The following is a 24,624-nucleotide window of genomic DNA, read 5'->3' as shown; positions in this document are numbered from 1 at the left end:
TAACAAACGCGATGAAATAAGAAATTGATCCAGCTCATGTGTTGAAATAAGACCTCATTCTGTCATTCTGTCATTCTGTCATTCTAAATAGGATTATTCTTTCAAAGGGAATGCAATAGGGATTGTTAATGATTACCACGCAGAGACTGACACTCAGAGAGTTTACGCTAGAAGATGCTGAATTCATTTATCAGCTAATGAATTCACCACTGTATATCAAGTTCATCGGTGATAGAAATATCAAAAATCGAGATGATGCTAAGACTTTTTTATCGACTAAGCTCATTCCAAGTTATCAGCTTCACGGTTACGGTTTATACGCAGTTATTCGCAATGAAGATAAGGCGTTGGTCGGTATGTGTGGCTTAGTGAATAGAGATGGGCTTGAGCACACTGATATCGGTTTTGGCTTTTTACCCCAATATATGGGGATGGGCTACGGATATGAGTCTGCGAGGGCTGTCATGAATTATGCCAATGAAACCTTATCTCTTTCGCCTATATGGGCTATAGCCAACCTACAAAACACCGCATCGATTAACTTATTAACAAAGCTTGGTTTGCTGTATCAGCAACAAATCTTATGGGGTGATGAGCAAGAACCGACATTACTAATGAGCACGCACGAATTCAGTTCTGTTGAGAACAGTAGTGATTAACGAGATGGATATACAGCTTCATTTTTCATCAAAGATGAGTGGGAGATATATAGCTTAATCAATCTGTGATTAATGCCAAGCATTGCCATGCACAGTTATGCACAGTTATGCACAGTTATGCACTATAAAAAAGCCCAGCAATTGCTGGGCTTACATTTACCAAAAACAGTCAAAGACGATTATATGGTGAATCGTTTATTGAACGTTTTCGCTATCACCGAACTCACCCGCAAATAACGCAGATGATAAGTAACGCTCTGCAGCAGATGGCAGAATGACAACGATGTTTTTACCCGCAAATTCTGGCTTCTCAGCAATACGGTTTGCAGCGACGACAGCAGCACCAGAAGAAATACCCACTAAGATACCTTCTTCTTCCATTAAACGACGTGCCATTGCAATAGCATCGTCATTGCTGACCGCTTCAACAAGGTCAACTAAATCTAAATCTAAGTTACCTGGGATGAAACCTGCGCCAATACCTTGAATTTTATGAGGTCCAGGAGTTAATTCCTGACCTGCTTTAGCTTGTGCAATAACAGGTGAGTCAACTGGCTCTACTGCAACAGACACAAGGTCTTTGTTTTTACTTTTTAAATAACGACTAACACCAGTAATCGTCCCACCCGTACCGACACCTGCAACAAATGCAGCGACTTCACCATCAGTATCATTCCAGATTTCTGGGCCGGTAGTTTTTTCGTGGATTTCAGGATTAGCAGGGTTGCTAAATTGACCTAAGATAAGGTACTTAGCAGGATCTGATTGACGGATCTCTTCAGCTTTATCAATCGCGCCTTTCATTCCTTTAGCGCCTTCAGTTAACACGAGGTTTGCACCTAACGCTTTTAACAGTTTACGACGCTCAAGGCTCATAGTATTAGGCATGGTTAGGGTTAGCTTATAACCACGAGCAGCTGCTACATACGCAAGTGCAATACCTGTATTGCCTGAAGTTGGCTCGACTAGCTCTACTTCTTTAGTTAGGGTGCCTTTCTTTTCAGCATCCCAAATCATATTTGCGCCGATACGACACTTAACACTGAAACTTGGGTTGCGAGCTTCAACTTTGGCTAACACTTTACCATTGCTTACTCGATTAAGGCGCACTAGTGGGGTATTACCTAGCGTATATGAATTGTCTTCGTAGATGTTGCTCATGGTTTGCTCCTATGTTTGCATTGTCTAATGATAATCGGTTTAAGGTGCTTTAACAGTGATAGTTTGTTATTCGTTATGCCTTTTAGTTATTAGGTTATAGCCAAATATATTAATAAAGCATTTTCTTATATAACAGTATCTTAGTTATACACCCTTAATGAACATTGATGGTCTGACCATCGGTTAAAGCAGTAATTAATGCTTAGTGATTGGTTTAGAAGGTAATAGACTGAGGTTACAAAAGCGCAATTTATCCTCATTCCTGCTGGCTTATATTGATTATAGGTATCTATTGTTCATTGAGTTATCAGCTTAATTTTTTGAGTGTTTTTAGATAAGTTGTTGTTTTCCTTTATATAGATACGGCAGACATAATATGAATAAAGTGGTTATTTCAGGAAGTGGTTTATATACACCGCCGCACAGTGTCAGTAATGAAGAGTTGGTTGAAAGTTATAATACTTACGTTAATGAACATAATCTGCTACATGAAACAGCGATTGCTGCTGGTGACGTGGATGCATTAGCTCACTCGTCAGCAGAGTTCATTGAAAAGGCATCTGGCATCAAAAGCCGTTACGTGATGGTCAAAGAGGGCATTTTAGACCCTAAAGTGATGATGCCATTAATTAGAGATAGGCCATCAGATGCGTTATCAATGCAAGCTGAAATCGGCATTGCTGCAGCAAAGCAAGCATTAACGCAAGCAAAAGTTAATGCTGAAGATATTGATTTAGTGATTGTTGCCTGTGCATATACTCAACGTTCTTATCCGGCTATTGCGATAGAAATTCAGCAAGCCATGGGCACAAAAGGTTTTGCGTATGACATGCTAGTGGCTTGTTCATCGGCGACTTTTGCCATTGTTAATGCGGTTAATGCGGTTCAATCTGGTACAGCATCACGGGTATTGGTGATTAATCCTGAGATTTGTTCCCCACAAGTGAATTACCGAGATCGTGATAGTCACTTCATTTTTGGTGATGTGGCAACAGCAGTGGTTGTAGAGAAAGCATCCATTGCACAGTCAGAACATGCTTTTAATGTGCTATCGAGTCAGTGTTTTACCGACTACTCAAATAATATTCGCAGTAACTTTGGTCACCTTAATCGCTGCGACCCAGTAGCAAGTAACGATAGTGACAAGTTGTTTCATCAACAAGGCCGTAAAGTGTTTAAAGAATTACTGCCAATGATTTATCAACATTTAGATAAACAGTTGTCGGAAGAGCAGATCCAAGCTAATGAATTTAAACGACTATGGTTGCACCAAGCGAATATAAATATGAATATGTTTGTAGTTCGTAAACTTCTCGGTGATAATGTTACAAAAAGTAAAGCTCCTGTGGTGCTAGATGAATATGCTAACACTGCTTCTGCCGGGTCTATTATTGCTTTTCATAAGTATAATCAAGACTTTAAAACTGGTGATTTAGGGCTATTGTGTTCATTTGGTGCTGGCTACTCTATTGGGAGCATCATTTTAGAAAAGACCTAATAGTAAATGGGTGAATTAATTGCGAATTCTGATTGTTGAAGATAATGAAGCGGTATCGAAGGTACTTCGGCATCTATTAATGCAAGACCTGCATTGTGAGGTAGATGTTGCCGCTGATGTCGCTTCAGCGAATGCCTTATTAGAACAGCACAAATACTTTGTCGTTGTAGCAGAGTTAAACTTACCAGATGCACCAGATGGCGAAATTGCTCAACTGGTGCTGATGTCTTATCAAACCCCTTGTATTGTCTTGTCATCTAACCTTGATTCTCGTCAGCGTAAGAAATTACTGAAGCTCGGTATTGCGGACTATGTATTAAAAGAAAACCGCTTTAGCTATGAGTATGTGGTGAAGCTGGTGGCCAGATTAGATCAAAATCAGCATGTAAAAGTACTGGTAGCAGATGATTCAGTCGTGAGCCGTAAATTCGTTAAAGTCCTTTTAGAACAGCAATTATTTACTGTATTAGAGGCCTGCGATGGCGCAGAAGCGATTCAAGTGCTGAACGACACGCCAGATATTCAGTTACTTATTACTGACTACAATATGCCGAATGTTGATGGCTTTGAATTAATCCTTAAAGTGCGTGAAAAATTCAGCCGTGAAGATTTGGCGATTATTGGTTTGTCGAATGATACTGATGAAAGCTTATCTGCACGTTTTATTAAAAATGGCGCCAATGACTTTTTGCAAAAACCATTTGTACATGAGGAGTTTCATTGCCGTGTATTAAATACCTTAGACTCGCTCGATATGCTGCGCAGTTTATGGGAGCAAGCCAACCGAGATTATCTGACAAAGGCGTATACGCGTCGTTATTTTTTCAAGCAACATGAAAAAGATGTCAATGAAGCAGGGCAGTTTGCTTTAGGTTTAATCGATATTGATTTCTTTAAAAATGTGAATGACACCTATGGCCATGATGTCGGCGATCAAGTGTTATTTGAGTTCGCTAAGCGATTAAAAAATGCCTTTGGCCAACATTTTACCGTAGCCCGATTTGGTGGTGAAGAGTTTGTTGTTGCATTTAAAGGCTTAGATGGCGATCGTGCATTCACTGTCATGGATAAGTTCAGACAACAAATTGACGAGCAGCTTTTTATTACTGATGCGGGTGAGCTAAAGATTAATTTTAGTTGCGGTATTGCCAGTGCTGAAAGCACTGATAGTAATTTAGATACTTTACTTCATCGTGCGGATTTAGGCTTATATGAAGCGAAAGAAGCGGGCCGTAATAGAGTGATTTTTTAGTGTGAATTAATGATGATTAATTCATGAATTAGACACAGATAAAAAGGACTGCCATGGCAGTCCTTTTTGTTTTTTCATTCCAGTCTACTACTTATAATTTAATTATGTTATCGATTAAAGCAACCACGCGTAGCTGACTTTCATAAAGTAGGTTTTGTCTTTTTGGGTTAAAGAGTCGATATCATCATTGGCAATTAAACCGTCTGAGTACCCCAAATAAAACACACTTTGTGGATTAAGTTTATAACCGTATAAAATTTCATTACCTAGATTTTGGTATTGTTCATTAGGCGACTGATGTAAATATAAATCAGTATCACGTTCAATGTCGGTATAGACACTGGTTAAACGTAAAAAACTATTTAGTGTAATTTGCCAGTTAAGGCGAAGGTCAGTTAAATTTGCGGTAAATAAACGGCCCTCATCAACATCCAATGCTTGGTATTTGTGATTAACGTCTAAGATGATTGATTCAGTGATTTTCCACTCAACACCTGGGTTGAACATGGTTAGAGTCGCAGGGCGATCGTTGGCATAATCAATGTCATCACCGTAGTTCATATCAAACTCGAGCTTAAGTGATTCAATTGGCACAAAGTTGGTATAAAACCACATTAAATCTAACGTATACATTGTGGTGTTATCGTCAATGGCCAATGATGAGCTGTCTTGACGACGACCAACACGGTCTTTATGGACAAAGCCACTGGCGATATAACTTTGCCAGCCGCCATTCAGTCTGATGGCCGCTTCGGCTTCTTGTTCAATTTTTTCATTGTTTTGGTTATGGGTAATATCCCAATCACCACCAAATTCAATTTTGTTAAAGAAACTGTCAGTTGGGTACCAATAATAATTACCGCCAGCGACAAACTTGCTTGCATCAATACGTTCAATAAAACCTAAATCCGCTCTAAAGTCCTCTCCAATTGATTCATAACGAGAGAAAGCGCGCCAATTGCGTTTTTCATGCTCATAGCTAACACGGTACATATTGTCAGAAAAGTTATCTTGTTTTTTGGTACGCAGTACTCGCTCATTGTAATCACAATTACCAAGCTCACAGTCCTGTGGCGGAGTTGAGCAATCATCACCGTTACAAAATTGCTGAAAGAAATCATCAGGATACTCAGTATCTGAAAACACATACTGTGCGGTAAAGGTGTCTTGGTCGGTTGGCTGCCACTTAGTATCAAGACTGGCCACATAGTTATGATAATTCTCAGATTGCTTTGCCGTGACTAAGCCGCCAAATGAGAGCTCTTTACTGGGATCGAAACGATAACGAGCAGCAAGGTTATAGCTTTCCTCATCAATGGTGGCCACATCAGAGCTTAAGTTGCCAGGCACTAAAAACTGCGTTTTCTCATCGTTAGCAGCCAGCACAGCAAGGGTGTGATCATCGGTTTTGCTGGTGAGTTTTACTCCGTAATCAGGAGAGCTGATATTACGGGTGTGTAGTAAACTTAACTGAGTATCGAAATAGTCTTTATTATCTAAGAAGAAAGCACGTTTTTCTGGGTAAAAAAGAGCGAAATTATTATTTACATCTAACTGACCCGAATCGGCTTCAACCTGTGAAAAGTCTGGATTAATGGTGGCATTTAATAAGGTTGTTGGCGTAATTCCCCAACGTAAGTCGAGGCCGACTTCAACGTTATCTTCATCTTCCCAAGGTTGATTAGGGTTAAGCTCTCGCTGACTATTACGAGAGCCGACAACAGAAGGAGTAATTTGAATATCTTGCCCTTGCTGGGCCCCAGCAAGACCAGTAGCGGTACCTAGCTGACATAACTGACAAGATACATTACGGTCAATCTTGTGGCTTGAAATTCTATGGGTTTCGTTACGAGGGTAAAAACGTACTAGTTCTATTCCCCAAGTTTGAATATCTTTATTGTCATCAAAATTGAACAGTCGCAGTGGCAATTCTACTTCGACTTGATAGCCTTGGTCAGTCAGCTTGCCGCTGCTGTACCAAATACCATCCCATGCATCGCTTTCTTCACCCGTTAATTCATTTTCTATAGAATCATTTTGTACGCCATAAGGGTTAATAAAAAACTGATAGGCAAGGCGGGCGTTATTAAACGTATCCAGTTTGATCCCGACTTGGTCATCACCCCAAGAGTTATCTCGGTCGCGTAAATTGGCTCTTATTTTTGATGGGTCAACATCATGGGCTATAAAGGCAACAAATAAGCTGGTTTCAGTGGCGAAAATTTTCGCATCAGTGCTCACTGGCGCAGGGATGTTTTCACCTGGTGAGGTTTCGTAATTGAGCTGGACTGTTGCGGCTTGTTGCCATTGAGGCTCTGATAAGTCGCCATCAATCTCAACACCTTGAGATAAAGTGGGAATGTTAACTGTAAATTGGCTGGGTTCACCGGCCGAAGCAGGTGTTGATATGGCGCTACTCGCCAACAAAATTGCATAACAAAGAGTCTGAATCGTAAAGGTTTTATTCACAAGTCACGCTGATTTAAAATTAGTTTGCGCAATTGTCGCAAAAACGCCGTTAAATATCGTTAATTATTTGTAGCTTAATGGTTTCAAATTGTTACAGCGCTTTGCAAGGAAAGAGAGTTGGCATATCAAAAGCTTAAATCACTCGAAGTAAAAACACTAAAAAGCCCCAACATTGCGCTGAGGCTTTCATTTATTTCTTTGATAAACAAGGCTTCTAAAACTGAGGTATTTGTTACTTAGCCTTATTAGTTCAGCTTTATTCTGGTGCTATTTCTGGGTGCTTATATGCTTCTCGATATTTGTCGACCCACATAGCGGTTGCACCGCATATTGCCACAGGCATCACGATAAAGTTCACAATAGGGATCATTGAGAATAACGTTACTGTAGCGCCAAAGGTATAACTGGTTCCCTTGGTTTGGCTGAGGGCGAACTTCATATCGTTAAATGGCACTTTGTGGTTATCAAATGGAAAATCACAATATTGAATGGCCATCATCCAAGCACTAAACAAAAACCATAAAATTGGCGCAGCGGTTTGGCCAACCACTGGAACGATAAATAAAACTAAAAAGATTAATGCTCGTGGCAAATAGTATTTAAGTTTTATCCATTCGCGTCCGAGAATACGTGGTAAATCTTTAATTAAATCAATTGTAGTACCCGAGTTTAATGACTTACCAGTCAAGTGCATTTCCACTTTTTCTGCTAACAACCCATTAAATGGCGCAGCAATCCAGTTCATCACTGAGCTAAATACAAATGACATCACCACCAGTAAACTAATAATCGCTAGAGGCCACAAGAAAAAGTTGAGCCAAGTAAGATACTCAGGAATTTGGCTATTCATCCAGCCAAAAAGATCGTCTAGTTTACCTACGGCAAAATAGATCGCGGTTGAAAACAAGATTAAGTTAACCATTAATGGAATGAATACAAATGCACGAAGACCTGGCTGTTTAATCAGCTTAAAGCCATCTAGAAAATAGTTAACGCCACTTTTTACGGGTTGGATTGCCATCTAATACGTCCTTGAAAAAACTGCTTATTACTGATTGTGGTGACGCATTGGTCGGAAAACAAGCCTTAAAGTGTGTTTAAGTCATAAAAATCGTTACAAAATGCAGCGCGATTGGTAAAGTTAGTTATATAAGTCTTTCTTATAAAATAATACTTTTCATCCTTACGGACGACCAAACAAGCACAATGCGATTAAAACAAATAAAACTTGCTGGCTTTAAGTCGTTTGTTGACCCAACAAAAATTCCCTTTAACCAACCCCTCACGGCGATTATTGGCCCGAACGGCTGCGGCAAGTCCAATGTGATTGATGCTGTGCGTTGGGTACTTGGGGAAAGCAGTGCCAAACATTTACGTGGCGACTCAATGATGGACGTTATTTTTAACGGTTCCAGTGCCCGTAAACCCGTATCTGTCGCCAGTATCGAGCTCAGTTTTGAAAACCTAGATGGCAGATTGTCGGGCCAATATGCCAGTTATCAAGAAATCTCTGTTAAGCGCCAAGTGAGTCGTGAAGGCGATTCGAATTATTTTCTCAATGGTCAAAAATGTCGTCGCAAAGATATTACTGATCTATTTATGGGAACAGGTCTTGGACCGCGCAGTTATGCCATTATTGAGCAAGGGACCATTTCAAGACTGATTGAGTCTAAACCTCAAGAATTAAGAGTCTTCATAGAAGAAGCGGCAGGAATATCTCGTTACAAAGAACGTCGTCGTGAAACAGAAAACCGCATTCGACATACCCGTGAAAACCTTGAGCGTTTAAACGATATACGACTAGAACTTGGCAGCCAGTTAGAAAAATTAGATCAGCAAGCACAAGCTGCAAAACAATATCGAGAGCTCAAACAACAAGAGCGTGACTTACATGCTCAGCTGTTAGTCATGCGTTATCAAGAACTGCAAAATCAAACCGATGGCTTAGCCAAAGAAATGCAGCAGCTTGATGTTAGCATTGCAGCCGCCAATGCTGATGGCGAAAGCACTGAGCTCACTGTTACACAATTAACATCTCAGTTAGCTGATTTATCAGATTCGGAGCAAAACCTTGTTGCGCAGTTTTATCAAGCTGGAACCGAGCTTGCTAAGCTTGAGCAGCAATTAAAGCATCAACAGCAACAAGACTCTCAGCTTGAGAAACAATTACAAGACATAATCAATCAACAAGGGATTGCAGCAGAAGAGCTGCAGGCTCTGACTGTACAAGAAAAGCAGCTTACTCATCATGTTGCAGAGCTGATGCCTGCTTTAGAGCTTGGCGAAAATGAATTGCAAACTATTGACGAGCAGTTACAAGATGTTGATGAAAAAGCTTCTGATCTTCAACAACATTTAAGCGTGTTATCGGATACGGTATCTAATGCAAAAATGGAAGCTGCACTGACTCAAAACAAATTACAGCATCAGCAATTGAGTTTATCTCAGCAACAGCAGCAATTGATTGAGCTCAATACAGAGCAGCAACACAATAATGATGAGAATAATCAAGCTGAGTTAACTGAACTCGATAGGCAAATAAAAGCATTTACCCAGCAGCTTGAAATAGAAGATGAAGTAAAACATCAGCTCTCTGAAGAGCTGGTGATTAAGCAAGCAAGTTTACAGCAGAACAGTGAGCAGTATCAGCAAAACAAACAACATTTAACCTCGGTGGTTGCCCGTCATGAGTTAATTGATCAGTGGCTTAGCAATAATGAACCCGAAGATCGTCAAGCACTATGGCAAGTTGTTGAGGTGACCCAAGGTTGGGAGCAAGCGGTTGACTTAGTTCTTCAAGGTGTACTTGCAGCTTCAGTGCAAAAAGAGTCATTAAATACTGATGTAGGTGTGAAAGATGATTTAGGTTTTAACCTACGTGAATCTGCCTATATAACTGAGCAATTGAGCGCACCAGTTAATTTAAGCCCATGGTTAGAACAAGTGATTTGGGCTGACAGTATCGGTCATGCGAAACAATTATTGACGACGAGTGAAGCAACCAATGAACACGCATTAATCGCTAGTAAAGATGGCTATCTAATTGGTCATGGCTTTGTTATCACAAAATCTGAAGGTAAACAGTCAGAGCTTGCACTGAAAAATGAACGTCAGCAACTGTTGACTCAAATTGAACAATTACAAGATCAATTATTCAATGAGCAAGTGTCTGTGAGTGAGTTAACACAACAAGTTGCCGATGTTCATGCTCAAATGAGTGCGGCGCAAGCAAAATGTCATCAATTGCAGCTTGATTGCAGTAAGTTTGATGCTCAACGTCAAAGCCTGCTTAAGCAGCAAAATGATAATCAACGTAGGCGAGCAAACCTGGATGAACAGGTAGCAAACTGCATCAAACAAATTGCTCTTGGTAAATGCAATGTAGAACAGTTAACCGCAGAAACTGAGCGACTTAGCCAGTTACATCAACAGCAGGTGACTGAACAGCAAAAAGCTAATGAAGACTGGCAAACCACAAGTCATCAATTGCGTGAGTATAAAACTAAACGAAGCCAGCATGATCGAGAGGTCTCGCTTTTGCGTCAGCAATTGCAAAAATTGCAAACTCAAGCTGCGGTGACGCAAGCACAGCTGACTAAACAGCAGCAGCAATGTGATGTATTGGTAGAACAAGCTAGCCAGTTGAGCTTGACTCAACAGCAAAGCAGTGAAAGTTTAGGTGATAAACAGCTGGAACAACTTCAGCAACAGCTTGCTCAGCAGCTTGATATTCAGCAATCAAAGCAACAATTGTTAAATTCAAACCGTACTCAACAGGCTGAGCTACAATCTCGGCTAGATAGTGCGGTATTGATTCAAAAACAACAGCTTGGTGGGCTTCAAAACTTGACTCAAACGCTCAGCGGGTTAAAGTTACGTCGTGAAGGTTTAAAAGGTCAGGCCAATGGCCAATACCAATTGCTTGAAGAGCAACAAATAAATATTCAGGCGGTGCTAAAACAGATCCCTGAAGCAGCTAAAGTCAGTGCTTGGCAGAAAGATCTAGATAAAGTTAGAGCTAGAATTAGCCATTTAGGGGCAATTAACCTTGCCGCTATTGAAGAATTTGAGCAGCAAAGTGAGCGTAAAGCCTATTTAGATAATCAGGATGATGATTTAAATAAAGGCTTAGCGAGCCTTGAAGAAGCTATTCGAAAAATAGACAAGGAAACCCGCAGTCGATTTAAAACGACTTATGATGCGGTTAATGCTGACTTATCAAAATTGTTCCCGAAAGTGTTTGGAGGCGGTAAAGCTTACCTTGCATTAACTGATGATGACTTACTTGAAACGGGTGTGACCATTATGGCGCAACCACCAGGTAAGAAGAATAGTACAATTCACCTTCTTAGTGGTGGAGAAAAAGCGCTAACCGCTTTATCATTAGTATTCGCCATATTTAGACTCAATCCAGCACCTTTTTGCATGTTGGATGAAGTTGATGCACCTTTAGATGATGCCAATGTTGAGCGTTTTTGTCGCTTACTAAAAGAGATGTCACAAAGTGTGCAATTTATTTATATCAGCCACAATAAAATAACGATGGAAATGGCTGATCAATTAATAGGTGTCACTATGCATGAACCGGGCGTTTCACGTATAGTCGCAGTAGATATCGATGAAGCGGTGGCACTAGCCGACGCGGAATAAACAGGATTACAGGGTCACCAATGGAAGATTTTCAACTGGTTTTGTTTGTACTAGGTGCAATAGCAATTATCGCAGTACTAGTTCATGGTTTTTGGTCAATTCGTAAACAACAACCTAAAACACTAAAAGACAACCCAATGACTGGGTTTTATAAAGATCAATCACAGCAACGTGACTCACAAGGTTTTGATGCCGATGGTATTGGTGAAGTAAGACGTGTTAAAAGTGACGATGACGATGATACTTTCACTGCAAACGACACTGCAAATATCACTCCGCCACTAATGCAAACAGGGACTTCGCATAACGATGTTGAAGTCAATGAAGCGGGCTCTAAAAAGGGCATTGGGTTACAAAATCAATCGGCTGTAAATGCTCAAGCACCAAGTTATAATCCTGGCCGCAAAGAACCGGTATTAAAAACCGCCGCTGTAGAGCCACAAATTTCTGCTGAAACAATCAATGTAACTGCAGCCCAAGAGGTTGAAACGCATGTTCCAACTCAACAGGCGTTATTTGCTGAAGACAGCTTTGAACCTGCACAGCAAGTTGTTGGTGCGTCAACCAGTACAAAAGTGACGACAAAAGCGACGACAAAAGAGAATACCGTTAAACTTGATCTCACCGCTGAAAATTACCAAACCCATGATAACGCCTATGTTGAAGATACCTATGTAGATGAAACTTCGGCTGATTTTGGCGCTGAACCTCAAGCAGAACAAGTTATTGCACAGCCAGCACCAGTAGAGCCCGCTATTTCGCAACCTGTGGCCGAAACAGAAGAGCCATTAGGCGATCCACAAGATGTATTAGTGCTCCACGTTATCGCACGTGATGGCGAGCAACTCCATGGCGCAGAGCTATTACCTTGCTTATTATCATTGAACTTTAAGTTCGGCGATATGGACATATTCCATCGTCATCTAGATAACGCCGGCAATGGTAAAGTACTATTTTCTATGGCGAACATGCTAAAGCCGGGCGTATTCGATCCTGATAATATGGAGCAGTTTGTCACTCAAGGTGTGGTGTTATTTATGACGCTTCCTTGTCATGGTGATCCATTAATGAACTTCTCCATTATGCTTAATTCAGCACAGCAACTGGCTGATGATTTAGGCGCAGAAGTGATGGACGATAAACGTTTAGCCTGGACTGAAACCAACAAACAACAATATTTAGCTAGAATTAGGGCAGTATCTTAATCCCTAATTAGATTTAACCTTTTTAAATGAGGCCGCACTTGCGGCCTTATTTGTCTTTAGATGAGTGATTTTATGCAAGACATTAAAAACGAACTACAGCAAATCAGCAGTGAACTTCATGGTCATAACATTCGTTATTATGTTGATGATGCACCAAGCATTCCAGATGCAGAATACGATAGGTTAATGCAGCGCTTAATCGCCATTGAAACCGCTCACCCTGAATTAATCAGTAGTGATTCTCCGACACAACGTGTTGGCGGCGCACCACTGGCTAAGTTTGATCAAATCACTCATTTAAAACCGATGTTGAGTTTAGATAACGCCTTTGAAGAGGCAGATTTTGAAGCATTTAATAAGCGTATTACCGACAAAGTGGATACGGTAAGTTATTGCTGTGAGCCAAAGCTTGATGGCTTAGCCGTCAGTATTTTATACCGTAATGGCATATTAGAGCGTGCAGCGACCCGTGGCGATGGTGCAGTGGGTGAAGATATTACTGACAATGTCCGTACGATTAATTCTGTGCCACTTAAGCTCCGTGGTGATAACTTTCCTGAATTACTAGAAGTGCGCGGTGAAGTGATTATGCCCAAAGCGGCATTTGATGCATTAAACGAGCGTCAATTAAGTAAAGGGGATAAGGCATTTGTTAATCCGCGTAATGCTGCTGCAGGTAGCTTGCGTCAATTAGACAGCAAAATCACCGCGACCCGAGCATTAGGCTTTTATGCATACGCACTGGGTGTCGTTGAAGGTGAAGTAGCCCCTTTAGCTGATAGCCATTTTGGCCAATTGAACCAGTTAAAAGACTGGGGGTTACCTTTAAGCCAAGAAGTTAAAGTGTGCAGCACACTGCCTGAAGTCTTTGCCTACTACGCTGATATTATGGCCAGAAGAAGCGCATTGTCTTATGAAATTGATGGTGTGGTGATTAAGGTCAATGACATTGCCAAACAAACGACTTTGGGCTTTGTTGCGCGTGCTCCGCGCTGGGCAATTGCTTATAAATTCCCCGCGCAAGAAGAAATGACCTTACTTGAAGAGGTCGATTTTCAGGTGGGCCGTACTGGTGCGGTCACGCCTGTAGCTCGCCTTAAGCCTGTATTCGTTGGCGGGGTGACTGTATCCAATGCCACCTTACATAATGCCGATGAAATTGCTCGTTTAGGCGTAAAAGTGGGTGATACTGTGATTATTCGGCGCGCGGGAGATGTGATTCCGCAAATCGTTGCTATTGTGCCTGAAAAGCGTCCAGAAGATGCTAAAGATATTACATTTCCAGGCCAGTGCCCGGTGTGTCAGAGTTTAGTTGAACGTCTTGAAGGCGAGGCTGTTGCCCGTTGTAGTGGCGGGCTTTTTTGTGAAGCGCAACGAAAAGAAGCCATCAAACATTTTGCCTCACGTAAAGCGCTTAATATCGATGGTATGGGTGATAAAGTGGTTGAGCAGCTGATTGATAAAGAACTGGTGCAAAGCCCAGCAGAGCTGTTCACCATTACCGCATCAATGGTCACTATGCTTGAGCGAATGGCAATGAAATCAGCCACTAAATTAATTGCCGCGATAGATGATGCTAAAACAACGACCTTATCGCGCTTTATTTATGCATTAGGTATTCGTGAAGTAGGTGAAGCAACAGCGGCAAACCTTGCAAGTCATTATAAAACCTTAGATGCAGTAAAAGCTGCGAATGTAGATGAGCTGATGGAAGTGGACGATGTAGGTGCTATCGTGGCAAAACATATTAGTCACTTTTTTGCTCAGCCACATAACCTTGAAGTAATAGATAAGCTCATTGAAGCAGGGGTCAATTGGCCTGCAATAGAAGCTGTCGATGAAGCAGAGTTAAGCCTTAAAGGTCAAACATGGGTATTAACGGGTACGTTAACTCAGTTAAACCGAAATGATGCTAAAGCGCAATTACAGGCAATGGGCGCCAAAGTGGCTGGTAGTGTCTCAAAAAATACTGATTGTTTAGTTGCTGGTGAAGCAGCAGGTTCCAAACTTGCTAAAGCACAGGATTTAGGCATTAAAGTCATGAATGAAGATCAACTACTGGCATTACTAAACGGTTAACTAATTATTGATTTGAGCTCAACTCGCGATGGTGGGTTGTGCTCTGCAAAAGTCTCAAATGTCATTAAATTAAATTCAGTAAGCTTATACTTTTGGTTTACACTGGTTTTGCGGTGTAGATTTAACCCATTGCTTGTTTTATGAGGATTTGCCCTCATGTTTACTAGATAAGTAAAAGATTTAAAAATCTTAATCGTTAATAAGCTAACAATAGGTATTCAGTGAATTTCAGTAATATCACTTGGCTAGATGACAAAGGCCACATTAAACCGCCCATTTTTTTGTATTTGATACTGATATTTCTTGCTCGTGGTTGGTGTGTTTTTGCGGCGTCGTTAACGCAGTTCAACGACCGAACAGGATTAGTCAGATTATTTTACCCTGACAAAATCGATTTCTTAATGGCGTTAGTGGCAGGTGTCGGTGCCGTTATTATATATGCATTGGTTATCGCAGAAAGAAAACGAGCCCCTCAGTTTGCTAGGCCATTATTTAATAAGATTAAATATGGACTTTGGCTATTATTAGCCGTCGATGCCATAATATTAAATCAACGGCTTATGCATGATGACTTTTTGTTTCGAGTGAGCTTTGCATTAGATGCGTTATTTATCTTTTGGTCTTGTATTTATTTACTTAAATCAAAACGGTTGAACTATTATTTTAATGATTGGCAACAAGAGACAAACTATCAGCAAGCAGAAAGCCTAAAAGAGCAAGAGCAACCACAAGAGCCAACTTCTGCGCTTGATACGGATAATGATAAACAGCTGTTAGAACAAGCGGTCGATGATCATCATATTAAACATTATAATCGACCAAGAAACAGCAGTGCGTTAACGCAACCATTAGCACAATCATCGTCACAGCAATCGTCACAGCCATTAACAGCAAATATTGAAAGTACTGATGAGAAGACTGATAGCAAATAAGCTTAAAGAGTAGGGCGCTAACCCTACTCAGTGCAATTACCCAATGGATTAAATGGATATTTCGAAGGTAAGCAATAGTGTCAAAAACGGAATCAATTAACATACCTTTGTCACAACTAGTGGTTGGCTTAACAGTCAAACTGCCCCTTTCGTGGTTCAATAACCCCTTCTTTAGAAACAAAGTCCCAGTGACCTCTCAAGCCGAAATCGAATTGATAAACAGTTTAGATATCACATATGTCACCGTGATTGATGGCATGCATTTACTGGCCAATGATGAAGAGATAGAAGACGTTGTTGTAGAAGATGCTGTTCCAGAATTTGATATCCAAGGTGCAATAAAGAAATCCGTTCACTCGAGCCAGCAAAGGTTTAATAAAGCTGCAAGTGATCTCAGGCCGGCTTTCAGTAAGGTCGTCAGCGACCCACAATTATCTTATCGTGAATCGGCGAGTGTTGTTGAGCAATTGATGACCCATCTTTTGGAAAGCAAGCAACCTGAAATTGTTTTTGTCACCAGTGTGGATAAAGAGCCCAGCCTAACTCAGCACAGTGTGTCAGTGGCTGTGCTATCTATGATGATGGCCAATAGTCTTGGTCTTAGTCACAGTGAACTTCGTGATTTAGCCTTGGGTTGCGTGTTCCACGATATTGGCAAGCTCAAAATCCCAGACGCAATTAGACGTAAACGCAAGGATTTAACCACTGTCGAAATAAACTATATGAAAACCCACCCTAATCTTGGTTATGAAATGCTAGACAGAAGTGGGCTATTTCCAGCGCCAATGTTAGACATTGTATTGCATCACCACGAGTGTCTTGATGGCAGCGGTTATCCGAATAAGCTGAATGAAGTCAAGATTCCTAAACTGGCTCAAATAGCGGCACTGGCAAATGACTATGCAGGCTTGTTGCTTAAAACAGGCTCGCCGCAAGTTGCCCTTGGTACTCTCTTTAAAACCCGTGTGGGTAAACATGGAAAAGACCTTATTCAAGTGTTGGTAAAAGTGTTGGGCATTTACCCTCCGGGTTCGATAGTGAAATTATCAGACGGTTCTATCGCTAAAGTCATGATGACGTCAAGAGATTCAAAACAACCTCATGTTTATAGCTGTAATGATCGCGGCGGCCAAGCCGTGTTTCGTTGTTTAACTGATGAAGATGTCAGTGTTGTAGAAACCGTTAAAGCCGACTCTTTGTCAGAGAAAATTGTTAGCACCTTGCAAGTGCAAAGCCCTGTGTGTTTTTATCCAAGTCATATCATTGAGTGAGCGATTTAATGGTTTATTGAATCGCTACATATATTTACTTTAAATTCATCGCCTCGCTCTTCTCACCATTTTAAACACGGAAAAATCATGAATAAAGTTGCAATTGTCGGTTGTGGTTGGTTTGGCCTGCCTTTAGCTAAAGCGTTAGTGAGTGCTGGAATACAAGTTGCAGGTACTAAAAAAAGCCCGGAGGGTTGCGATGAACTTTCCCTGAATGGCATTACGCCTTTTGAACTGGATTTGAGCCTGGTTAACCAACAAACTCTTGCTCAAGATTGTATTCGCTTAACCCCTTTATTGGACGCAGAAGTGCTGATTGTGAATATTCCACCAGGCCTTAGGCGGGGTGAGAACCAATATCTAAATCATATTGAGCGCCTACATCAACTCATTGATGGCCGAAATTATAAGCGGGTAATATTTATCAGTACGACGGGGGTGTACCCTGCTAGCGATCAACATATGCATGAAAATGATGCTCAAGCTTATGACGATAAAAGTACAGTTTTGCTCAAGGCTGAGTCTTATTTTACTGCGATGAATAATAGCTGCATTATTCGCTTTTCAGGTTTAATAGGCCCTAAAAGGCACCCAGGTAAGTTTTTTGCTGGAAGGCAAGATATTGCAGGTGGGAATGTAGCGGTGAACCTTGTTCATCTTGATGATTGTATTCAGGCTATTAAAGCCATTCTATCTGCAACTGAGCAAGGTAAACCAGTCGCGAGCATATATAATTTAGCTGCACCTCATCACCCAACAAGAGCGGAGTTTTATCGGGCTGCAGCGATTCATTTAGGTTTGAGCGCTCCTGAATTCAATCAACAAACATTACCGAGTAAAACAATAATCGGCGATTTAATTTGCAAGCAGCTTGGTTTCAACTATATTCATCCGGATCCTGTCAGTATGCTCGACGCCTGCTAATAGGAATTGAGTTAGCCTTTACATGAGTCGGTGGGTTTTAAGATTGGTATTAATTCATGTTCAGGTATAATAGCCGACATATTTATGAGCAAAGGCCAATATCCAATGAGCAGCGAAGTTGCAGAATTCCCACTATTAAGTGGTGATGAGTTTGTAGAGTTATATAAAGTATTAAAAGTACAAGGTTTAGTAGATGGCGGCGGCGCAGCTAAGCACGTTATCTCTGAAGGTTTCGTTAAAGTAAATAACGAAGTAGATACTCGCAAGCGTAAGAAATGTGTTGTGGGCGATGTCATTGAATTCAATGGCGAGTTCATTAAAATTGTTGCTAGTGCATAAGGACAGAATAATGCAATTCCCTGATGATGATAATGGTAAAATGTTAGCCGCAATGGCTGAATCTGGCATCGATTTATCGGTAGCCTTGGATGTTGACTTCTTTCTTATTTTTGATGACCAACGAGATGCAGAGTCTGCACTTGAAGCGTTAGCTCAAAAAGATGTTAACGGTGAGCTTGAGCTTAACTTCAGTGAAGAAATCGAAAAGTGGGAGCTGATTGTTTGTTTAAACATGGTGCCTACTTATGATGATTTAGTCGCAAAAGAAATAGAGCTAAACACGTTTGCACAAGAGTTCGATGGCATGACTGACGGGTGGGGCGTAATGCAACATCAAGAAGGTGATGATGAGTTTGCTGACGATGATCATGAAAGTGGTCATTGTTCACACACTCATTAATACCATCAAACTAACAGATGGTTATATCATTTTCTGCAGAACATACAGTAAGAAATATGAAGATTATTCAGTTAGATAATTGATTCATCATTTAACCCATTAATCACTGTTAAGTTAATGAAAACAAAAACCACCTTTTAGGTGGTTTTTTTGTGTCTTTCTATTATAGGATGTAGCCATATGCAGAAGATAGATAACAATAATTATTAATGGAGTCGCATTCTCAATGGCAAGACATATTAGTTTTGGTACCCCAGTCAACGACGCCGAACGTTGGGCATTTTCTCTTTTATCCGACGAACTCCCAGAAGATTATTTACTCCTAACCAATGTAGAGATCCCTACTCATACCGGTCAAGCTATGGAAGTCGATGCGCTCGTTGTCGGTGAATTTGGCGTCTATGTTGTCGATGTGAAAGGCTATATTGGTCGCTTAAATGCCGGACTTCATGCGTGGTCTTTAGATGGTCGCCATGTGGACAATAGCTTATCGAAAGCCAATTATGTTGCACGGGTTTTAGCCGGAAAATTAAAGAACAAAATTCCTGTTGGTGTATATGCGCCTTGGTGTCAGGGGATGGTATTTGTCACTGGTCGAAAAGGCGAAGAAATCCTTGTAGAGAAAGACACTGGTAAACTGAGTATTTACACCCCTGCAAAAATTATCGCAGCGCTAACCAAAGAATGGGGCTTAACAGCGCCTCATATTCATCCTGTTACTGAAACCCAAAAAGAAATGGTGTTAGATACCATAGGCCAGGTGGCATTAGTTGAGCAGCGAAATAATAAAATTCAGGACTTTATTAAACTCAAATGTTTATTCTTACAGCAAGGCTTAGAGGTCTGGCAGTCAGAATATAATCCAGGTGGTTGGACTGCACCCTGGTTATTGAAGATATTAGTAACAAGCCAGTTTGAAGATGCTATTGAAGCGAACTCCCATGAGCAGAAATTGCGTGATGAATTTAAGCGCATTCAGTCGTTGTCAGGCTGTAGCTGTGTGCCATTTTGTGCGCCATTAATTCAAGACGGTGAGCAAGTGGTGCTACCGATTAGAATGCCGCGAGGCGTACCACTTAATATTTTCGATATTGAGCAACAAACCACTTATCAATTATTAGAAATCTTACGACGCAGTGTCACGGGACTTCAGCAAATCCATCGCCGTGGATACACCATTGGTGGTTGGGCTGAAAACTGTATTTTTATCTCAGAAGATGCAGATGTAGAATTTATTGATATTAAAGACTCTCTTAATACCAGTGAAGATATTAAAGCTTATGCCAAAGCATTTCTGGAACTGGCCGAGAAAACGCTCCAACCACGTATTTATCAATGGTATCGCGCAGCTGCCAAAGGCAGCACAATCGATTTAGATGCAATTCGTTGCGATTTATCTGCCCTAATTGATTTAGGTGTGTGTGATACTTTGCCGCAAAAAATCGACGTTGAACAAGGCGCAGTGGTTGACCATCATTACCGCTTAGACAAATTCATTTCAGCAACATCACGAAGCCAACTCTGGCGTGCTATGCACCTTCAAGGTAATTATCCATGTTGTGTGAGCGTTTACCAAGATGTAGATAATCAATGGCACACTTTAAGTAATATGTACCGCAGTTTAGCTAAAATCTATCACCCGCATGTTGAGCGTGTTTTAGCTTTTGGACAGTTACCGCAATCAGATGATTTATTTATTGCAAGGGATTGGGTACAAGGTGTCGGTCTTGATGAAGTACCATCGATTGAAGTTGGCCAACCACGTTTGTGGTTCGTACAACTACTTACGGCATTACAGTACCTTCACAGTCTTGATATCCACCACGGAGCAATTTGTCCTAAGAATATAATCTGCCGTGATGAAAAAGCCACTTTGGTGAATTTTGGTATTGGTTCTGATATTGCTGCAAGCCATTATGCTGCTCAATACGCGGATCCTAATTTATGGTCGGTGGAAGGTGATGCAGAAAAAGATTTGTATGGTTTAGTGGCAAGTTTTATTGATGCTATGGCGCCAGACTCGATTAAGCAAGGCTCTGGGGCTGATGCGATATTAAGGGCGCTGGAACAATATGATAAGCAATGGCTTGGTGAAGCGTTTTATGAGGCTTGCCATAAGATTTTGAGATTTGAGCTCAGAATTGTGCCTAACATGAGTTATGCCAAGCAGTTAGGGTTAGATGAATTAGAACTAGAGAACTCAGGTTTATAACACTTAAATTTATAACATGCCTTATTCAGTGCGGCTGATAAACAATGATGTGGTTAGAGTCTTAAGGATAAATACTAACCACAATCAAAAGGCAATAACGTAAAACAATCAACGAGGGAAACGATGATTATTAACCGTATAACTTTGACCGACTTTAATGATATTTTGCCTTTATTTAGCCAATATATGGCGTTTTACAGTGTTAATTCGCCAGAAAGTGAGTATGTAGGTTATTTATCAGATCGTTTAAAAAATCAGGATGCATTCATCTTTGCAGCTTATAACGATAAAAACCAAGTTGTTGGCTTTGTACTTAATTATCAGACGTTTTCTTCAGTAGAGTTAGGAAAGGTATTAGTGCTAAATGATTTGTTTGTTGATGTTGATTCAAGAAATCAAGGCGTTGCGAACAAACTGATTGAATGTTCAATTGAACTTGCCAGAGGTATAGGTGCTGTACGGGTGGACTTAGGGACTGCTAAAGTTAACTTTCCTGCTCAGTCAGTGTATGAAAAAATAGGATTTGTTAAAGACACGCGCTTTTTTTCTTACAGCTTATCAGTGAAGGATCATTCTCCCGTTGCCTAAGTTCTTGTAACAGGGGCTTGTTAAGTGATAAAACCTTTGTTTAATGAGCTAGGGTAAACTAGCAAAACGGTTAATTACATCAAAATAAAAACAATACTAGGATGGATATGCAAACTAACGAGCCTTATAGCATTGGTGTCACTGGCCAAAAATGGTCTGATGAACATAAGCTGCAATGGTTGTCACAGCAACAGGTTAAACGCAGTTATCAGCAAGAGGTCGTCAACAAGATTGATGCTTTGCGTGAACAATTTAGCGTTTCTCAATATGGCGCACTGTCATATGATGCTAACAAGTATCCTTTACTCTTGATCCGAAGTGCATGGGACGAGAGTAAACCAGTGGTTTTAATCACAGGTGGTGTGCATGGTTACGAGACCAGCGGCGTTCAAGGCGCTATTCGCTTTGTAGAAACCAAAGCAAAGCAGTATGCAGAGCAATTTAATATTATCGTAGCACCTTGTGTCAGTCCTTGGGGATACGAAACCATTAACCGCTGGAACCCAAAAGCAGTCGATCCTAATCGCTCGTTCTATACTAATAGTCCTGCAGAAGAGTCCGAAGCCTTGCTCAAAGTGATGGCAGAGCTCAATGTCGATGTGCTTGCTCATATTGACTTGCATGAAACTACTGACACTGATAATTCAGAATTTAGACCAGCTTTAGCTGCCAGAGATGGCATCGTGAATCATAACTGGAATATTCCTGATGGTTTTTATTTAGTGGGCGATACTGAAAACCCTCAAGCAGAGTTTCAACGAGCCATTATTAAAGGCGTAGAGGAAGTTACTCATATCGCCCCCGCTGACGATGACGGCAAATTAATCGGCGTTGAATTAGCTCAATTTGGAGTAATAAACTATCCATGTGGTGAACTAGGTCTATGTGCAGGCTTAACTCAAGCCCAGTATAAAACCACGACAGAAGTATATCCTGATAGTCCTTTATCTGATGCTGAAAACTGTATTTTGGCGCAAGTCGCAGCGATTTGTAGTGGGCTTGATTATTTACTCGGGCAGTAGTGTTCAATTGAACTAGAAGTGATAATTCGATACAAGATATAAAGCCCATTTAAAACCTACCATTTGAGTAGGTTTTTTTGCGCTTCAGATTAGAGCTTGCTCACGTTCTTGTTAATAAGGTCGCTTTGCGCCAGATGAGTTGTTGCGATATTAGATCTACCTCACAGTTATTGAATGAGCTTAAACATTCAGTAATTGAAGCGACACCCCAGAAATGAGCTTATTTGGAACTTAATTACCACAACTTAAGCAAGGTCACTGATCGCTTGGCTCTCAAGTTAGCAGCTAAGTGAGGAGTTGCTCACAGTTTAGTATGTTTCAAAAGTAATAAGTTAACTGAAAAACAGGGCTTTATCTTAGTCATCGGTGTGCTTTACATTGTTCTCCATAAAAAACAAAAGGAGGGCGCTTTAATGGAAAACATACCGAATAAGTCATCAACAACAGCGAAGAACAAAAAAGATTTTATTATCTTGTTTAGCAACATTGCATTATTCGCTTTGCTTTATCACTTTTTACCATTTGAACAAGGGGTCAATACAGGCTTGTCGCTGCTAATTTTTGCGGCAGTTCTGTGGTTAACCGAAGCCATTCATATCAGTATTACTGCGATTTTAATTCCTATTATCGCGGTTTTTTTAGGGGTGTTTGATACTCAAACGGCAATGAGTAACTTTGCCAACCCGATCATTTATTTATTTTTTGGTGGCTTTGTTTTAGCTGCAGCGCTAAATCATCAGGGTATAGATAAATTGATTGCTCAGAAGGTATTACAACTTTCTAAAGGTAAGCTCAGTATCGCGTGTTTTTTACTTTTTGCAGTAACTGCCGTCTTATCAATGTGGATCAGTAATACTGCCACCGCAGCAATGATGTTGCCGCTTGCCTTAGGGATATTGCATCAACTTGAATTTAAAGATCATAAAACCACTTACTTGTTTGTGCTTCTGGGTATCGCTTATTCGGCTAATATCGGTGGCATAGGAACATTAGTCGGTAGTCCACCTAATGCCATCGCCGCTGCGCAAGTCGGACTGACTTTCAGTGACTGGTTAGCGTTTGGTTTGCCTACTGTGGCGTTAATGTTGCCAGCCATGTTGATTGCATTGCACTTGTATTTAAAGCCAGACTTATCTGCGAAATGTGAAATAAAGGCTGAAACAGAATCACTGTCTATGAGTGGCAAACTGACCTTAGTCATCTTTTTAGCCACAGTATGTTGCTGGATATTCAGTAAACCTCTAGCTCAGGCATTAGGCGGGATCAGTAAGTTTGATACTATTGTCGCACTTGGCGCAGTGGTTGTACTTGCGGGCCTTAAGTTAGTTGATTGGAAGAAGATTGAGTCAACTACAGACTGGGGCGTACTCATTTTATTTGGTGGTGGCTTAACACTAAGTGCAGTACTAAAAGCGACTGGCACCAGTGTATTTTTAGCTCACTTTGTTACCGACATTTTTGGTAACGCACATATGGCTTTATTTGTTATTGCCGTGATCGCTTTTGTCGTAATGCTGACTGAGTTTGCAAGTAATACCGCGAGTGCCGCATTACTCGTCCCCGTTTTTGCCGCAATTGCTGAACCTTTAGGTTTATCCCCTGTGATGATTTCTGTGGTGATTGGTATCGCGGCATCGTGTGCGTTTATGCTGCCGGTTGCCACACCGCCAAATGCCATTGTCTTCGGCTCTGGCTATATCAAACAATCTGAAATGATGCGAGCAGGCTTGATTATTAACTTTATTAGTATGTTGATACTGTTTTTAATAACCAACTTCTTTTGGGGTTTTTAAACGAGTAAGTCACAAGATACTCAGATAGCAAGAAAGGCAACTTAGGTTGCCTTTTTTATTATCTTTTTCATCGAAAAAGAACAATTTAACAGCATAAACGTTAAAGGTTTTATACAAGTTCGAGCTTTCAAAACACAAAAACACATTTGTTTTAGATAGCTTTTGAAATT

At 40.8% G+C, this 24,624-nt stretch carries 17 protein-coding genes and 1 pseudogene; 15 read left to right on the top strand and 3 right to left on the bottom strand.

What is annotated here, in order from left to right:
* Positions 1-128 precede the first annotated feature (128 nt).
* Positions 129-659 carry a GNAT family N-acetyltransferase gene (locus tag LMH66_RS05620; protein ID WP_229368860.1) on the top strand — a complete coding sequence of 177 codons (531 nt, stop codon included), beginning with the start codon at positions 129-131 and terminating at the stop codon, positions 657-659.
* A 195-nt stretch (positions 660-854) separates the two neighbouring features.
* Here the strand turns inward: LMH66_RS05620 and cysK are convergent, their stop codons facing one another.
* A complete protein-coding gene (cysK, locus tag LMH66_RS05615; RefSeq protein ID WP_102526324.1) occupies positions 855-1,820 on the bottom strand; it encodes a cysteine synthase A in 966 nt (321 codons plus the stop codon).
* A gap of 376 nt (positions 1,821-2,196) precedes the next feature.
* On the opposite strand from cysK, the gene LMH66_RS05610 reads away from it, so the two are divergent.
* Together LMH66_RS05610 and LMH66_RS05605 are read left to right on the top strand one after the other, a co-directional pair.
* Entirely contained in the window at positions 2,197-3,318 is a 1,122-nt protein-coding gene (locus LMH66_RS05610; RefSeq protein ID WP_229368859.1) for a beta-ketoacyl-ACP synthase III, read from the top strand.
* A 19-nt stretch (positions 3,319-3,337) separates the two neighbouring features.
* The gene (locus tag LMH66_RS05605; protein ID WP_102526326.1) at positions 3,338-4,570 is read left to right on the top strand and encodes a response regulator; all 1,233 of its coding nucleotides are present in this window, start codon (positions 3,338-3,340) and stop codon (positions 4,568-4,570) included.
* A gap of 114 nt (positions 4,571-4,684) precedes the next feature.
* Here LMH66_RS05605 and LMH66_RS05600 read toward each other — a convergent pair whose 3' ends face one another.
* Together LMH66_RS05600 and cysZ are read right to left on the bottom strand one after the other, a co-directional pair.
* Entirely contained in the window at positions 4,685-7,039 is a 2,355-nt protein-coding gene (locus tag LMH66_RS05600; protein ID WP_229368858.1) for a carbohydrate binding family 9 domain-containing protein, read from the bottom strand.
* 256 nt (positions 7,040-7,295) lie between these two features.
* On the bottom strand, positions 7,296-8,060 hold the full coding sequence (gene cysZ / locus LMH66_RS05595; protein ID WP_229368857.1) for a sulfate transporter CysZ: 765 nt from the start codon (positions 8,058-8,060) through the stop codon (positions 7,296-7,298).
* A gap of 185 nt (positions 8,061-8,245) precedes the next feature.
* On the opposite strand from cysZ, the gene smc reads away from it, so the two are divergent.
* The 12 genes and pseudogenes from smc to LMH66_RS05535 all read left to right on the top strand — a co-directional run bounded on the left by smc (position 8,246) and on the right by LMH66_RS05535 (position 24,454).
* Positions 8,246-11,689 carry a chromosome segregation protein SMC gene (smc, locus tag LMH66_RS05590; RefSeq protein ID WP_229368856.1) on the top strand — a complete coding sequence of 1,148 codons (3,444 nt, stop codon included), beginning with the start codon at positions 8,246-8,248 and terminating at the stop codon, positions 11,687-11,689.
* 20 nt (positions 11,690-11,709) lie between these two features.
* Positions 11,710-12,894, top strand: a complete 1,185-nt coding sequence (gene zipA / locus LMH66_RS05585) for a cell division protein ZipA (protein ID WP_229368855.1) — start codon at positions 11,710-11,712, stop codon at positions 12,892-12,894.
* A gap of 72 nt (positions 12,895-12,966) precedes the next feature.
* Complete coding sequence (gene ligA, locus LMH66_RS05580; RefSeq protein ID WP_229368854.1) at positions 12,967-14,973, top strand: NAD-dependent DNA ligase LigA; 2,007 nt, start codon at positions 12,967-12,969, stop codon at positions 14,971-14,973.
* 221 nt (positions 14,974-15,194) lie between these two features.
* Positions 15,195-15,656, top strand: a pseudogene (locus LMH66_RS05575) (DUF2919 domain-containing protein); the annotation flags it as partial.
* A 326-nt stretch (positions 15,657-15,982) separates the two neighbouring features.
* Positions 15,983-17,176, top strand: a complete 1,194-nt coding sequence (locus LMH66_RS05570; protein ID WP_229368853.1) for an HD-GYP domain-containing protein — start codon at positions 15,983-15,985, stop codon at positions 17,174-17,176.
* Positions 17,177-17,263: 87 nt separating this feature from the next.
* On the top strand, positions 17,264-18,100 hold the full coding sequence (locus LMH66_RS05565) for an SDR family oxidoreductase (RefSeq protein ID WP_229368852.1): 837 nt from the start codon (positions 17,264-17,266) through the stop codon (positions 18,098-18,100).
* Positions 18,101-18,184: 84 nt separating this feature from the next.
* Positions 18,185-18,439 carry an RNA-binding S4 domain-containing protein gene (locus LMH66_RS05560; RefSeq protein WP_420709404.1) on the top strand — a complete coding sequence of 85 codons (255 nt, stop codon included), beginning with the start codon at positions 18,185-18,187 and terminating at the stop codon, positions 18,437-18,439.
* 10 nt (positions 18,440-18,449) lie between these two features.
* Positions 18,450-18,839 (top strand): ribonuclease E inhibitor RraB, encoded by a 390-nt coding sequence (locus LMH66_RS05555; protein WP_102526333.1) that lies wholly within the window; start codon positions 18,450-18,452, stop codon positions 18,837-18,839.
* A gap of 226 nt (positions 18,840-19,065) precedes the next feature.
* The gene (locus tag LMH66_RS05550; RefSeq protein WP_102526334.1) at positions 19,066-21,051 is read left to right on the top strand and encodes an NERD domain-containing protein kinase family protein; all 1,986 of its coding nucleotides are present in this window, start codon (positions 19,066-19,068) and stop codon (positions 21,049-21,051) included.
* 123 nt (positions 21,052-21,174) lie between these two features.
* Entirely contained in the window at positions 21,175-21,639 is a 465-nt protein-coding gene (locus LMH66_RS05545) for a GNAT family N-acetyltransferase (RefSeq protein ID WP_102526335.1), read from the top strand.
* A gap of 107 nt (positions 21,640-21,746) precedes the next feature.
* Complete coding sequence (locus tag LMH66_RS05540; protein WP_229368851.1) at positions 21,747-22,661, top strand: M14 family metallopeptidase; 915 nt, start codon at positions 21,747-21,749, stop codon at positions 22,659-22,661.
* Positions 22,662-23,074: 413 nt separating this feature from the next.
* Positions 23,075-24,454: an SLC13 family permease gene (locus LMH66_RS05535; RefSeq protein ID WP_229368850.1), complete on the top strand. Its 1,380-nt coding sequence runs from the start codon at positions 23,075-23,077 to the stop codon at positions 24,452-24,454.
* Positions 24,455-24,624: the final 170 nt, after the last annotated feature.

This window comes from Shewanella sp. 10N.7 (assembly GCF_020806285.1).
Classification (GTDB): Bacteria; Pseudomonadota; Gammaproteobacteria; order Enterobacterales; family Shewanellaceae; genus Shewanella; species Shewanella electrodiphila.
The sequence above is the reverse complement of the archived record's forward strand: the minus strand, read 5'-3'. Positions and strand labels throughout refer to the sequence as shown.

Excerpts from the sequence above, each read along its gene's own strand:
- LMH66_RS05620 (WP_229368860.1), top strand. The coding sequence starts at position 129 with ATGATTACCACGCAGAGACTGACACTCAGAGAGTTTACGCTAGAAGAT.
- cysK (WP_102526324.1), bottom strand. The coding sequence starts at position 1,820 with ATGAGCAACATCTACGAAGACAATTCATATACGCTAGGTAATACCCCA.
- LMH66_RS05610 (WP_229368859.1), top strand. The coding sequence starts at position 2,197 with ATGAATAAAGTGGTTATTTCAGGAAGTGGTTTATATACACCGCCGCAC.
- cysZ (WP_229368857.1), bottom strand. The coding sequence starts at position 8,060 with ATGGCAATCCAACCCGTAAAAAGTGGCGTTAACTATTTTCTAGATGGC.
- smc (WP_229368856.1), top strand. The coding sequence starts at position 8,246 with ATGCGATTAAAACAAATAAAACTTGCTGGCTTTAAGTCGTTTGTTGAC.
- zipA (WP_229368855.1), top strand. The coding sequence starts at position 11,710 with ATGGAAGATTTTCAACTGGTTTTGTTTGTACTAGGTGCAATAGCAATT.
- ligA (WP_229368854.1), top strand. The coding sequence starts at position 12,967 with ATGCAAGACATTAAAAACGAACTACAGCAAATCAGCAGTGAACTTCAT.
- LMH66_RS05565 (WP_229368852.1), top strand. The coding sequence starts at position 17,264 with ATGAATAAAGTTGCAATTGTCGGTTGTGGTTGGTTTGGCCTGCCTTTA.
- LMH66_RS05560 (WP_420709404.1), top strand. The coding sequence starts at position 18,185 with ATGAGCAAAGGCCAATATCCAATGAGCAGCGAAGTTGCAGAATTCCCA.
- LMH66_RS05555 (WP_102526333.1), top strand. The coding sequence starts at position 18,450 with ATGCAATTCCCTGATGATGATAATGGTAAAATGTTAGCCGCAATGGCT.
- LMH66_RS05550 (WP_102526334.1), top strand. The coding sequence starts at position 19,066 with ATGGCAAGACATATTAGTTTTGGTACCCCAGTCAACGACGCCGAACGT.
- LMH66_RS05545 (WP_102526335.1), top strand. The coding sequence starts at position 21,175 with ATGATTATTAACCGTATAACTTTGACCGACTTTAATGATATTTTGCCT.
- LMH66_RS05540 (WP_229368851.1), top strand. The coding sequence starts at position 21,747 with ATGCAAACTAACGAGCCTTATAGCATTGGTGTCACTGGCCAAAAATGG.
- LMH66_RS05535 (WP_229368850.1), top strand. The coding sequence starts at position 23,075 with ATGGAAAACATACCGAATAAGTCATCAACAACAGCGAAGAACAAAAAA.